Source organism: Thalassolituus sp. (assembly GCF_984348125.1).
Genome location: NZ_CFHJLR010000013.1, coordinates 57,463 through 70,907 on the forward strand (window position 1 = coordinate 57,463; position 13,445 = coordinate 70,907).

Annotated in this window: 10 protein-coding genes; all 10 read right to left on the minus strand. The window is 54.0% G+C overall.

Annotated elements, in window-relative coordinates:
• The gene (gene mtnA, locus AC5E51_RS10610) at positions 1-1,005 is read right to left on the minus strand and encodes an S-methyl-5-thioribose-1-phosphate isomerase (RefSeq protein ID WP_068439273.1); all 1,005 of its coding nucleotides are present in this window, start codon (positions 1,003-1,005) and stop codon (positions 1-3) included.
• Between the two features lie 387 nt (positions 1,006-1,392).
• Positions 1,393-3,051, minus strand: a complete 1,659-nt coding sequence (pgi, locus tag AC5E51_RS10615; RefSeq protein WP_076516571.1) for a glucose-6-phosphate isomerase — start codon at positions 3,049-3,051, stop codon at positions 1,393-1,395.
• A 118-nt stretch (positions 3,052-3,169) separates the two neighbouring features.
• Positions 3,170-3,550 (minus strand): aspartate 1-decarboxylase, encoded by a 381-nt coding sequence (gene panD / locus AC5E51_RS10620; protein WP_068439277.1) that lies wholly within the window; start codon positions 3,548-3,550, stop codon positions 3,170-3,172.
• Positions 3,551-3,658: 108 nt separating this feature from the next.
• On the minus strand, positions 3,659-4,519 hold the full coding sequence (gene panC / locus AC5E51_RS10625) for a pantoate--beta-alanine ligase (RefSeq protein ID WP_491778554.1): 861 nt from the start codon (positions 4,517-4,519) through the stop codon (positions 3,659-3,661).
• Entirely contained in the window at positions 4,516-5,325 is an 810-nt protein-coding gene (gene panB / locus AC5E51_RS10630) for a 3-methyl-2-oxobutanoate hydroxymethyltransferase (protein ID WP_488072663.1), read from the minus strand. Before panB ends, panC begins: the two co-directional genes overlap by 4 nt.
• Positions 5,326-5,385: 60 nt before the next feature.
• Entirely contained in the window at positions 5,386-5,880 is a 495-nt protein-coding gene (folK, locus tag AC5E51_RS10635; RefSeq protein WP_491778555.1) for a 2-amino-4-hydroxy-6-hydroxymethyldihydropteridine diphosphokinase, read from the minus strand.
• 5 nt (positions 5,881-5,885) lie between these two features.
• A complete protein-coding gene (gene pcnB, locus AC5E51_RS10640; RefSeq protein WP_491778556.1) occupies positions 5,886-7,253 on the minus strand; it encodes a polynucleotide adenylyltransferase PcnB in 1,368 nt (455 codons plus the stop codon).
• 1,670 nt (positions 7,254-8,923) lie between these two features.
• A complete protein-coding gene (locus AC5E51_RS10645; RefSeq protein ID WP_491778557.1) occupies positions 8,924-10,327 on the minus strand; it encodes a sigma-54-dependent transcriptional regulator in 1,404 nt (467 codons plus the stop codon).
• On the minus strand, positions 10,324-13,254 hold the full coding sequence (locus tag AC5E51_RS10650) for an ATP-binding protein (RefSeq protein ID WP_491778558.1): 2,931 nt from the start codon (positions 13,252-13,254) through the stop codon (positions 10,324-10,326). The genes AC5E51_RS10645 and AC5E51_RS10650 overlap by 4 nt, the downstream gene beginning before the upstream one ends.
• A complete protein-coding gene (locus tag AC5E51_RS10655) occupies positions 13,244-13,423 on the minus strand; it encodes a hypothetical protein (protein ID WP_068439288.1) in 180 nt (59 codons plus the stop codon). Before AC5E51_RS10655 ends, AC5E51_RS10650 begins: the two co-directional genes overlap by 11 nt.
• Between the last annotated feature and the right edge of the window lie 22 nt (positions 13,424-13,445).

Consider the following 13,445-nt stretch of genomic DNA (forward strand, 5'->3'; position numbering starts at 1 on the left):
TCAGCTGTTGACCATAACGGCGATATTATCCACCGTTGGATTTTCGACAAAGCCTTTCTCGGTCACGATGGCGTCGATCAGTTCCGCCGGTGTGACATCGAACGATGGGTTAATCGCTTCACAACCCTCCGGCGCAATTGGCTGGCCGTTAAGTGATGTCACTTCTGACATCGGGCGCTGTTCAATCGGGATGGCCTTGCCGCTGTCGAGTGTCAGGTCGAAAGTCGTGGTCGGTGCGGCAACCATGACTTTCATGCCGTGGTGTTTGGCTAAAACTGCCAGGCTGTAAGTACCAATTTTGTTGGCAACGTCACCGTTGGCGGTGATGCGGTCAGCCCCGACAATCACCCAGTCGGCGCCGTTGGCACGGAATAGCTGTGCGGCTGCGCCATCACACACCAGTTTCACCGGAATGTTATCCTGCATCAGCTCCCACGCGGTTAAGCGTGCGCCTTGCAGCCAGGGGCGGGTTTCACCGGCGTATACCTGGGTGATTTTGCCATCGGCGTAGGCCGAGCGGATGATGCCCAGTGCGGTGCCGTGGCCGCCAGTCGCCAGTGCGCCTGTGTTGCAGTGGGTATAAATGCGGCTGCCTTCTTTAATCAGCGAAGCGCCAAACTGCCCCATAGCCAGATTAGCGGCGATGTCTTCTTCGTGAATCCTCTTCGCTTCGGCGACCAGTGCGTGTGGATCTTCGGTACCCAGGCTGGCCATGCGCTCAAGTGCCCAGAACAGGTTAACGGCGGTTGGGCGGGATTCTGCCAGTACTTTATAAGCTTCGCCAAGATCGCGGCCGTTTAAAGCATCCAGTGCGTAACCGTAGGCGGCGGTGATACCGATGGCAGGCGCGCCACGCACGACCATGTCACGGATGGCATCAGCAACATCATTGGCGGTGGTGTATTCATGCACTGTGTGAGTGTGCGGCAGTACGCGCTGATCTAAAAGATGCAGCGATTGGCCGCGCCATTCGATGGCATGAAACGATGATGAATGCGCTGTCATAGGTAACACCAGACTGAGGGGGTAAAGTGCCGCATTTTACACCTCTTCACCTCGACTTGTCGTGCGTACCGGTGAGTATCACCCCGCTATACGGCACTCCACACACGCAGCAAGTACGTCCTTGTATGCTCAGCTCCCACATCCATGTGGGAGATGGTGTGTCGCTGCCGCATACCGGGCTCAATTACTGCTGCAGAGTTAACGATGGGGTGATGGGAAGTAGTGAGCGGCCATTGCTGGCATGGGCGCCGGCAATAAAATCATTGCGGAGGTAACAACAGCGCCAGAATGTCTGTTTGCAGCCTTTGCCAGCAGGGATGCTGGCACAGAGTTTACAGGGATGTATTTACAACGTGCTGCACTCAGACATTCTGGGGGTGTTCCGGGTTACAGAAGCTTCTGCATGCGATGGAAGGCGTTAATCAGGCCGTTGGTCGAGCCGTCGAAACCGTCCGGTGCGCTCTGTGATTCCAGAGCATCGAGTACTTTGTTGCCGAGCTTTTTGCCCAGCTCCACACCCCATTGGTCGAATGAGTTCACGTCCCAGAGCATGCCCTGTGCGGCAACTTTATGCTCGTAAAGCGCAATCAGTGCACCAACCACCTGAGGCGTCGATTTCGGGAAGTACAGAGTGTTAGACGGGCGGTTACCCGGAATCACTTTATGTGGCGCCAGCACCATGGCTTCGGCTTTGCTCATGCCTGAGGCAACCAACTCTTCTATGGCTTCGTCTTCTGATTTACCCTGCAGCAGCGCCTGGCTCTGTGACAGGCAGTTAGATACCAGCATCGCATGGAAGTTATCAATCGGGTTGTGACTGTTCATCGGCATGATGAAGTCACACGGTGAGAAGTGCGTGCCCTGGTGCAATAGCTGGTGGAACGCGTGCTGACCATTGGTCCCTACGCCGCCCCAGATAACCGGGCCGGTGTTGTAATTCACTTTGCTGCCATCAATGGTCACGCTTTTGCCGTTACTTTCCATATCAAGCTGCTGCAGGTGCGCAGGCAGTGAGCGCAGGTAGTGATCGTACGGCAGGATGGCGTGTGAGTTCACACCAAAGAAGTTAACGTACCAGACACCCAGCAAGGCCATGATGACGGGCATATTGTGTTCGAGTGGTGCCGTGCGGAAATGCTCATCCATCAGGTAAGCACCGCGCAGCAGGTCGCGGAAGTTATCAATCCCGATGGCCAGCGCCAGTGGCAGGCCAATGGCCGACCAGAGCGAATAACGACCGCCTACCCAGTCCCACATCGGGAAGATGTTCTCTTCAGAAATACCAAAAGCAGTGGCTTTTTCGACGTTGGAAGACACCGCGGTGAAGTGCTTGCACAGGTCGCCTTCGGTACCACCATTATCCAGGAACCACTGACGGCAGGCATTGGCGTTCTTCAGGGTTTCCTGAGTACCAAACGATTTCGACTGGATAATAAAGAGGGTGGTCGCCGGGTCGAGTCGCTTCAGAATCTCAGTAATGTGCGAGCCGTCAATGTTGGCAAGGTAGTGAATGTTCAGGCGGCTGTCCCAGTAGGGCTTGAGAGCGCTGGAGGCCAGTTTCGGGCCGAGGAACGAACCACCGATACCGATGGATACCACGTCAGTAAAAGGCTTGTTGGTGTAGCCGCGCCATTGGTTACGACGGATCTTCCAGCAGAACTCTTCCATGCGATGAACCGTCTCGCGGATCTCTGGCATGATGTTTTCGCCGTCGACCATGATGTCTCGGTCGCCGAAGTTACGCAGAGCGGTGTGCAGTGCCGGACGGTTTTCGCTGCGGTTAATGGTTTCGCCATTGAACATGGCTCCGATTTTCGCTGGCAGGTCCTGCTCACGGGCAAGGCTGAGCAGCAGAGACATAGTGTCTTCGGTGATGCGGTTTTTGGAGTAGTCGAGGGTAAGGCCTGCCGCTTCAAGCTGGAAGGTGTCAAAGCGGTTGGGGTCTTCGTTAAACCAGTCACGCATGTGGTGATCACTGATGCGGCTGTAGTGTTCCTGAAGGTCTTTCCACGCTGCTGACTGCGTCAGGCTTCCTGTGTATCCCATTGGTTTTCCTGCACTTTTTCCGTAACTAATGAATTGAGTATACGGTGTGGGTAATCAACGGGCAAAAAAAGACCGCCCGGAGGCGGCCTTTGTGGTCAGTTTGACAGTGATCGTGTGATCAGGCCACCTGAACCGGAATGTCGAAGCTGGTGTGGCTGACAGTGTTGTCTTCGTTCATGTACACCATCTTTGGCTTAAAGTTCGCCAGTTCTTCTTCGCTGTAGTTGCCATAAGCGCAGATGATGATGCGGTCGCCAACACTGGCGTGGTGTGCAGCTGCACCGTTTACAGAGATAATGCCTGAGTCGTCTTCTCCACGAATGATATAGGTGGTGAAGCGCTGGCCGTTATCAATGTTGTAGATCTGGATTTGTTCAAACTCACGCATGCCCGTTAGTTCGAGCAGCTTGCCGTCAATGGCACAAGAGCCTTCATAATTCAGCACAGAGTGAGTCACACGTGCCTGGTGAAGCTTGGCTTTCAGCATGATGGTTTGCATGGGTAAACCCTTCAAGTTCTCTGTTCGGACAATTCAAAACCGCGTAAATTTGCGGGCGTCTGAACTGTTCATTTTCTGGCCTATAGGCGTAAGGCGCGGAAGTATGCCCTAAACAATCCCGCGATTCAACGTTACGACCAGATTATCAATAAGGCGCGCATTGCCTAAAAATGCGGCCCCCAGAATGACCACCTCGGCAACCCCTGATGCCGCTGGGCTCAGGTCTGTGGCGGATCTTACTTCAACATAGTCTGGGCGGAATCCGCGCTCTTCAAGGCGAAGACTAGCCGCGCTCAGGCTATTGTCCAGCGACTCACCGGCGTTCAGTGCGTCGGCAATTTCGTTCAGTGTCTTGTAGAGTCCTGTGGCAAGCTGGCGCTCTTCTTCCGTCAGGTAGCCGTTGCGTGAACTCAGGGCCAGTCCGTCTTCTGCGCGGGCAGTCGGGACGGTGGCTACCTCCACTGGAATACACAGGTCGTTGACCATTTTCTTGATCACAGCGACCTGCTGGAAGTCTTTTTCACCAAAGAAGGCGGCGTCGGGCAGTACCTGATTAAACAGCTTGGTTACCACCGTAGAAACGCCGTCGAAGTGCCCTGGGCGGCTGCCACCGCACAGGCCTTCAGAAACCACGGGCACATGGACAATGCTTTGCTCGTCCTGACCGTTCGGATACATCTCGTCGACGTCCGGTGCGAACAGCAGGTCGCAGCTGGCTGCGGCAAGCTTTTCCTGATCCTGTGGCAGGGTGCGTGGATAGCGCTGTAGATCAGTTTTGTCGTTGAACTGCAGAGGATTCACGAAGATGCTGCTGACAACGTAGTCGGTCTCAGCGTTGGCGCGATCAATCAGGCTGATGTGGCCTGCGTGAAGGTTACCCATCGTCGGCACGAAACCAATACGTTTTCCGCTCATACGAGCGTTGCGGACGTGCTCCCGCAGTTCGGCAATAGTATGGACAGTGATCATGCATCGAATCCATGTTCTGGGGCCGGGAAGCTGCCATCGCGGACTTCATCAGCGTAGGCTTTGATCGCTTCTGGCACAGTGCGGCCACCGGTCATGTAGTTTTTCACAAACTTCGGGATGTGCTGAGTATTGAGGCCCAGCATGTCGTAGCAGACCAGCACCTGAGCATCAGTGTCTGAACCCGCACCAATGCCGACGACAGGTACGTTTACCGCTTCTGTAATGCGCTTCGCAAGAGGGCTTGGAACACACTCAAGCAGGATAATATCGGCCCCGGCTTCAGCCAGAGCAATGGAGTGCGCGACCATAGCGTCGGCTTTCTCTTCTTCACGGCCCTGAACGCGATAACCGCCCATTTTGTTTACCGCTTGCGGCGTAAGGCCGAGGTGAGCACAAACCGGCACGCCTTGACGAGCCAGGCTCTCTACAAGTGGCACCAGCCAGTCATCGCCTTCGACTTTAACCATGTGAGCACCGGCCTGCATGACAGCACGAGCGCTGTCTACGCCTGTTGCGATATCACCGTAAGTCATAAATGGTAGGTCGGTCATGATCAGTGCCTGGCGTTCAGCGCGTGCGTTACCGCGAGCAACAGCGGCCGTGTGATAGACCATTTCTTCCAGTGTGACCGGAATCGTACTGGTCTGGCCCTGAATAACGTTACCGAGTGAATCACCAACCAGCAGTGCCTCAACACCTGCATCGGCGGCCAGTTGGGCGAAGGTGGCATCGTACGCGGTCAGTACAGAAAACTTCTGACCTTTGTCTTTCATGCTTTGTAACGTGCGGATGCTGATAGCGCTCATGCTGTTTGTTCTCCGGTAATCCCGATACGCGGGTAATGGGCGTATGGTGCGGATTGTGGGTTATAAGTCAATAACGGGCGATTGCAGCTTGTGCAGATCGCCGTCAAATTCAGGCTGGATCTGACTGAGCCTTTGCCCGTCAGGTAAGGTGAGATCCGGCGCAATCTCCAGTAATGGAGTCACCACGAAAGAGCGGTTCGCCATTTCGTGGTGAGGAAGATTCAGGCGTTCTGAATTCAGTGTTTCATTGCCGTAAAGAAGGATATCGAGGTCGATGCAGCGTTCGCCCCAGTGGCGGTGTTTTATCCGGCCCTGGGTCTTTTCAATCGCCTGCAGGGCATCGAGGAGATCCAGAGGCGCCAGAATTGTCTCAAGCTCGGCGACCGCATTCACATAGTCGGGCTGATCTTCAGGGCCAAGCGGCGCGCTGCCATAAAGAGAAGAGCAGCGGATGAGCTCAGTCTCTGGCAGAGCTTTCAGTGTTCGCAGGGCGATATGAATCTGCTCGATGGGCCCGTCTATGTTGGCCCCAAGCCCGATATAAACCGTGGTCATTGGGGTCAGCTACGGTTGTTATTGCCGTTGCGACGACGACGCGGGCGACGGCGGCGTTGGCCATCATTGCGCTCGCCTGCGCCATCACTGCGTCTATCGTGTGAACGACTCGCCGCTGGTGGATGGTCTTTCTGGATTTCGGTCCAGAAATCACACAGCTCCTGCAGGTCTTCGCCGGACTGCTGACGTAGCAACAGGAAGTCGTAAGCGGCACGGAAGCGCGGATGCTGGGTCAGCTCGGCAGCTTTGCGGCTGCGCGTTTTCGGCAGGCGTAGCTGCATTTCCCAGATTTCACGCATCGGAATCGAGAAACGCTTCGGAATCGCAGTAGCTTTCACCTGTTCCTGAAGCACCTTGTCGGCGGCTTTCTGGACTGCCGGATGCGGCGCCATGCCATCGTCTTCGTACTTCTGACGCACTTTATTCAGTTGCGGCCAGAGCAGTGCAGCAAGGAAGAAATACGGTGTTACCGACTTACCCGACTGAATACGGGCATCGGTGTTACGCATGGTGTTCTCGATCAGAGACACGGCGTAATCGTCTTCCTGCATGCGTTGTTCAGCAGACGGGAACAGAGGTTCGAACAGGTGATAGTCACGAAGCATGCGCACAGTATCCAGTGCGTTGCCCGCCAGAATAAGTTTCAGAGACTCTTCGAACAGACGCGCTGCAGGGATCTGAGTCATCAGTGGTGCCATGTCACGAATCGGCGCGGCCGTTTTCGCTTCGATGTCGAAGCCAAGTTTTACCGCAAAGCGGATGGCACGGAGCATGCGCACCGGGTCTTCCCGATAACGTGTTGCCGGGTCACCGATGAGGCGGATCTGCTTGGCTTTGAGGTCATCCCAACCGCCAGCGTAAGAATGCACACTGAAGTCATCGATGTTGTAGTAGAGGGCATTAATAGTGAAGTCGCGGCGCATCGCGTCTTCATCTTTGTTGCCGTAGACATTATCGCGCAGGATCATGCCCTGATCGCCCTGGCGGGATACTTTATCCGAATGCTCTTCAGAGGGGGGCGCACGGAACGTTGCGACTTCAATGACCTCGCGGCCAAACACCACATGAACCAACTTAAACCGACGACCAATCAGACGAGAGTTGCGGAACAGAGCATTAACCTGCTCTGGCGTCGCATCCGTCGACACATCGAAATCTTTAGGTGACAAACCTAGAAGGTTATCGCGGACGCCACCACCCACAAGATAGGCACCGTAGCCAGCTTTGCGCAGTCGATAGAGCACCTTCAGCGCAGGCTCACTGATGTTTGTGCGGGAAATAGAATGCTCGTCGCGTGGAATCACGCGCAGCTGTACGTCGTCTGTATCGGCTTTTTGGCTGAACAGTTTTTTGACTCGGTTGATCAGGGTCACGATAGAAGTGGTTCTCTGGTTAATCTGCGAGCGAGTTTACAGCTAAGCCGGAGCGGACACAAAGTAAACAGTTGAGGCTGGCCCGGAGGGGTAGGTACCAGGCAAAGAAAAAGCCGCACTGCTTGGGGCCAGTGCGGCTTTCTGAGTCGGGTTATGCCGGATGTTGTTATTGTTATGCCCGGCTACCATGTCGACAGATGTTTTGAATGGGCATCCCCTGCCTCATTTTTTATTGTTGTTGTCGGCGCTCAATGCGCATTCAAAACATTTGTCACCCAGGCCTTGGTTATTTTTATTGTTGGCCCTTCTTCACTACCAGATCTCATCGGAAGCACTTTGTTATTTTTATTAGTGCGCTTCATTCTGAGATCTTGCTGAGGCGTCGCATTTGTTATTTTTATAATTTGCGTTGCTCTCTGATGAATATAAAGCGAATGGTGTGCCAACTTTTAAAAATCCTTTAATATCAATAGTTTAGGTTTTTATCCTCCGATTTTTGAATTGTGCTGCGGCCCGGAGTGTTACGAAAGATTACGGATTGTGTAACCCACAGGTAACAAACTTCAGGAAACGTAACACTGAGTAAATGTTCAATAAGCCAGTTTCCTGGTCCCGGGCGCACGCAGTTTTGAGGGTATGAAGTAAACAGACGGTGTAGGGGGTAAATTTCAGGCAATAAAAAAGCCGCAGGTGCGGCTTCTTGGATTCTTTCTGCAGTCTTTGTTTGGACGCCTCTGTTATTTTTATTGTTAGCGGCCCAACTGTCTTATTCTTCTCTGATCTTCCGTACTTCTTATTGTTTGTGAAGGGGTCCTTCACTGGGCTTGCTGATTATTTTTATTGTTTGCGTTTCAGCAGCAAGCCCGGCAGTTCGACTTTGTTATTTTTATCAGTGTCGTCCCGCTATACGTAAAATAATGCCAAGATCGTGCCAGTTTTATAAAGTTCTTATTTTTCAATGGCTTACGATTTTCATGGGTGTGACTTCGGCGCAATTTTACAAAAAGTGTTACGTAACATTACGCTGACACATGTCTATTGGTAACAGTGGGTGAGGGGAGGTAACACTTTAGTCGAAGTGTTCTGCCTGGGGTAACAAAGTCGTTACCGATCGGGAATGATTGCTGAGTCGGGTGCTGATGCCTGACGGACAGGCAATAAAAAAGCCGCTCAGGCGGCTCTTCAGGGGCGTTATTCTTATTATTCTGTGCTGCCACAGGTGTCATCGTCGTTTTGAATAGGCAGAGCTTCTGTTTTTATTCTTGTTCTGTCTCTGCTCATTCGAAACTGGCAATGGTGGCCATTGTCGTTTTTGTTATGAGGTTGGGAATTGCCGGCGCTTTGTTATTTTTATTAGTGCGCCCCCCGCTTACCGGCAGTGTCTCTTTATTATTTTTATTGATGGACACCAGCTCAGTGCTGTCTATAAAGCTAAACCCGTGCCAATAATGAAAAAACTAATAAAAACAATGAGTTATGAAATTACACCTGTCTATGATTATAGACGGTTAGACTAAAGTGTTACGAACTATGAGCCATTAAGTAACAGTTTTGATACCTGAGTAACACTCTGTAACTGGATTCGTTACATGCGTAACAGAAAGGACAGAAGGCTGTCCCGAAAGAAATGTGTACCAGCAGGGGTAACAAAAGGAGTGGCCGACCGGGAGTCAGCGGCCACCTTTTTTGCGTGGAATGCCAAGGCGCTGGCGACGTTCCCACAGCGATTTACGTGAGATTCCCAGCTTTTTCGCCAGTTCGGTCTCGGTCATGGATGCTTCGTTCTCGAGTACGAAGTGCACAAAGTAATCGTCCAGTGACAGGTCACCCTGTTGTTCGTCGTTCTGGTCCGTGGGCTGGTATGGGTTGTCTTCGACCAGGCTGTTACGCATGGAGTCACTGATGTAACGATCAGGGCTGACTTCGATGCCCAGCAGGTCAGGTTCAACCTCATCAGACTCAGCGAGGATGACAGAGCGCTCAACAGCGTTCTCCAGCTCGCGCACATTGCCGGGCCAATGGTAATCACGGATCGCTTTCAACGAGGCATCGTTAAAGCGCATCGGTGCCTGAGCCATTTTTTCACAGGCGCGTGCCAACATAGCTGTGGCAATTTCAATGACATCTTCACCGCGGTCACGCAGAGGCGGCAGGTGCAGTTCCATGACGTTGAGGCGGTAATACAGATCTTCCCGGAATTCGCCCTGTGAGGAGAGTTCTTTCAGGTTGCGGTGTGTCGCAGCGACGAGGCGCACATTAACCTTCTGGCTTTGCACTGAACCGACGCGGCGGATCTCACCTTCCTGCAGAACGCGCAGCAGGCGGGCCTGAGCTTCTAAAGGCAGTTCGCCGATTTCGTCCAGAAACAGGGTGCCGCCATCCGCCGCTTCTACCAGGCCCTGACGCTGTGCCGTGGCACCAGTAAACGCGCCTTTTTCATGGCCAAAGAGTTCGGACTCAATCAGGGTCTCAGGGATTGCCGCACAGTTCACAGAGATCAGTGGTTTGTCGGCGCGTCGGCTCTGATTGTGGATCGCTTTCGCGACCAGTTCTTTACCAGTACCGGATTCGCCTTGAATAAGCACAGTGGCATCCGTCGGAGCGACTTTCGCAATTTTGCGGAATAACAGCTGCATTGGTTCGCAACTGCCGATGATCCCGGTCTCAGAGGAAGGCACTGGTTCTGGCAGGTCTTCGTGGGTGTCGTTAGCGGTGTCGTCGGTATCTGTGCGCATCGCCAGGATACGCTCAACCGCCTGAATCATTTCGTCGTGATCGAAGGGCTTAGCGATGTAATCGACGGCGCCGAGCTTCATGGCGTCGACGGCGGAGCGCAGGCTGGCATAGCTGGTCATGATCAGAACCGGCACTTTGCCTGACAGTTCGATCAGGTCTGTGCCATGGCCGCCAGGCAGGCGCAGGTCACTGATGATCATGTCATAGCTGGTCAGGTCGAGCGCTTTAGCTGCGTCGACAGAGTCTGCTTCAGTCACTTCATGGTTATGGCGAGTTAACAGGCGACGCACCGCGTTGCGGATAATAGCTTCGTCTTCTACGACCAGAATATGACTCATGAATGGTGATCCGTTAACTCAGGTTGTTCACAACGTGGAAGACTGACTGTAACACAGGTTCCGCGTCCGCTGGCCAATGGGCTGTCGATTGCGATGTGACCGTAGTGCTCTTCAATGATGCTGTAGACCAGTGATAGCCCCAGCCCTGTGCCTTTGCCCACGTCTTTGGTGGTGAAAAATGGCTCAAATATATGATCAAGTGTTTCTGCAGGAATGCCGTGTCCGTCATCAATCACGCGGATTCTGACCTGCTGCTCATCCATATCGCCCTGAACCCAGATGGTGCCGCCGGCTTCGGAGGCGTCGCGTGCGTTACCCAACAGGTTTACGAACACCTGTACCAGACGCTGGGCGTCCCCAAGGGTCATCAGTTCGGGCGGGCAGTCGTTAATAAAATTGATGTCCTGACTGCGCTTACTCAGCTTAAGAAGCTGGATGGCTTCGTTAATACAGTAAGTGGCGTCGACCGGCTCGTGTTCTGTGCTGTGATGTCCGGCGTGAGAGAAGTTCATCAGCGATTGCACGATTCGGGTAACACGCTTGGTCTGTTCCTGAATCTGGTCGGCCATTTCCAGTAATTCCGGGTTGTCGGTCTCGTAACGCATGCTCTGTGCGAGACAGTCGATGCCAGTGATCGGGTTACCGATTTCGTGGGCGACGCCGGCAGCAAGACGGCCGATCGACGCGAGGCGCTCGCTGTGCATCAGCTCTTCTTCAAGGAGCTGAGTTTCAGTCTGGTCTTCAAGCAGAATAACGGTGCCACCGGGCTGGCTGCCGCTGGGTTGCAGTACGGCTTTGTGCATACCAAACCAGCGTGGACGACCGGCACTGTCGACGCGGTGCTTATGTTTGTGCATGGCGTGGCTGGTCAGGAAGTCAGTCAGCATTGGGCCCCATGGAGAAGGCAGACGACTGACGTGCGAGCCCGTCACTTCACGGGACTCGGTCCCCGTCAGTTGCGACATGACCTGATTCCACATCAGTACTTCGCCATCCGGAGCGAGTGAGCATACCCCCATAGGAAGGCGCTCAAGTGTCTGGCGGTGATAACGGCGCAGGTTATCGAGTTCGCTGGCAAGACCGCCCAGGCGGCTGTGGAAACCTTCAAGGCGCTGCTCCAGCTGGAAGATGTCTTCGGTCAGTTCAACGTCTTTCTGGAAGGGCAGGTAGCGGTTCACCAGATCGTGAGCAACGGTTGGGCCCATCAGACCTGAGAGGTTGGCCTCCAGTCGGGCGCGCAGGCGGCGCAGGGCGTAGGGTCTGTCTTCGTAAGACGGAAGCTCAAGATCATCTAACGCCTGATAGACTTCACGCTCGGCGACATAGCGTCCCAATGACGGCGTTAATGCATTGATGACTTCATTGGTGTTTACCGCCTGCAGGGGCAGACGCGATGGGCGTGACACGTTATCAATTGAGCAGGCATCCGCGGCAGACTGCTCTTCGGCGCTGCGTTTGGTGCTCAGACTGATAATCACAAACAACAGGAAATTGATGCCAATGGCTGTGATGGCCGACAAGTGCCAGTTGCCTTCATCGGTGGGTGGTAAGAAGAACGGGATTTCCCAGCCCAGTGCCAGCTCACAGAACGGCAGCAATAGGCCGTAGATCCAGGTGACGGTGCCGACGACCAGACCAACGATAAACCCTTTGCGGTTGGACTGAGGCCAGTAAAGTAAGCCAAGAATACCAGGCAGGAATTGCGAGCAGGCAACGAACCCGAGAATGCCCAGCTGACTGAGGTCGAGATCAGAGCCGACGATGCGGTAGAAGCCATACGCCAGTAACAGGATTACCCCAATCAGTGAGCGGCGCATCCACAGCAACCAACGATAGAAATCGTAGCGCGGCGCAGGCTTGTAAACCGGCAGCACCAGGTGATTCAGGAACATGGCCGCAGTCGACAGGGTGGTAACAATAATGATGCCAGACGCAGCCGCCAGACCGCCGACGAAAATCATGACGGTCAGAAATTCAGATTCCAGTGCCAGACCAATGCCCAGTGCAAAGTAGGAAGGATCACTGTCAACGTTGAGATAGTAGCCAGCCCACAGAATAGGTGGCACCGAGAGGCTCATAACCAGTAGGAAAAGAGGGAACCCCCAGCTCGCATGTTTCAGCGCGCCGGGGTTGGTATTCTCGGTGAAAGCCATGTGGAACATGTGCGGCATCGCCACCGCAGCCGCAAAGAACATCAACAGCAGGGTTCGCCACGGGCCATCCTGAAGCCTTACCTGTTCACGTGCGAGCTGAGCCTGATTGTCTGAGAGCCACTGTTCCAGACCGCCGACTTCAGGGAATACGCCAAACAGAACCACGCCACCCAATACAAGTATGGCGACCAGCTTAAGGACGGATTCAAAGGCAATGGCGAACACCAGCCCTTCGTGTTTCTCCCGCGGAGACACATGGCGCGCACCAAACAGAATGGCGAACAGAATCATGATCAGACAGTAGGCCAGCGCCAGGTTCTCAACCGGCCATTCGCGGTTAAGCAGGTAGAGGGTGTCACCGATGGCGGTGATCTGCAGCGTCAGCATCGGTATCACAACCGCCAGCATGATCAGGGATACTGTGATCCCGGCCCATCGCGACCGGTAACGGAAGGCGAGTAAGTCAGCCAGCGAGCTTAGCTGGTAGGTTCGGGTGATCTGCAAAATCGGTTTAAGCAGAATCGGGGACATAACAAAGGCCCCGGAAATACCCATGTAGTAGGCGAGAAAGCCATAACCGTATTGGTTAGCCAGACCGACAGAGCCGTAAAACGCCCAGGCGCTGGCGTAGACACCCAAAGACAGCACATACACCAGTGGGTGGCGCACCCAGGCGCGGGGTAGCCAGTTACGCTCGACGGCATAGGCCGCGAGAAAGAGAGAAAACAGATAGCCAACGCCGAGGAGCGCCAGCTGACCAAGGCTAAACGTCATCGTTGTCCTTCTGCTTGCTGTTAAACCAGATGTAGAGAGCAATCAGAAGCGCCCAGATACCGAATGGACGATACCAGGCGGCACGGTCGTCGAGCCACCAGTCCATCATGACTGGAGAAATAAGATAGATGCCAACCAGCATCAGCAGACTGAGGCGATAATCGTACATTTAGCGCTCTGGGTGTTTGGTT

Excerpts from the sequence above, each read along its gene's own strand:
- folK (WP_491778555.1), bottom strand. The coding sequence starts at position 5,880 with ATGACCACGGTTTATATCGGGCTTGGGGCCAACATAGACGGGCCCATC.
- AC5E51_RS10645 (WP_491778557.1), bottom strand. The coding sequence starts at position 10,327 with ATGAGTCATATTCTGGTCGTAGAAGACGAAGCTATTATCCGCAACGCG.
- AC5E51_RS10650 (WP_491778558.1), bottom strand. The coding sequence starts at position 13,254 with ATGACGTTTAGCCTTGGTCAGCTGGCGCTCCTCGGCGTTGGCTATCTG.
- panD (WP_068439277.1), bottom strand. The coding sequence starts at position 3,550 with ATGCAAACCATCATGCTGAAAGCCAAGCTTCACCAGGCACGTGTGACT.
- panB (WP_488072663.1), bottom strand. The coding sequence starts at position 5,325 with ATGAGCGCTATCAGCATCCGCACGTTACAAAGCATGAAAGACAAAGGT.
- panC (WP_491778554.1), bottom strand. The coding sequence starts at position 4,519 with ATGATCACTGTCCATACTATTGCCGAACTGCGGGAGCACGTCCGCAAC.
- pgi (WP_076516571.1), bottom strand. The coding sequence starts at position 3,051 with ATGGGATACACAGGAAGCCTGACGCAGTCAGCAGCGTGGAAAGACCTT.
- AC5E51_RS10655 (WP_068439288.1), bottom strand. The coding sequence starts at position 13,423 with ATGTACGATTATCGCCTCAGTCTGCTGATGCTGGTTGGCATCTATCTT.
- mtnA (WP_068439273.1), bottom strand. The coding sequence starts at position 1,005 with ATGACAGCGCATTCATCATCGTTTCATGCCATCGAATGGCGCGGCCAA.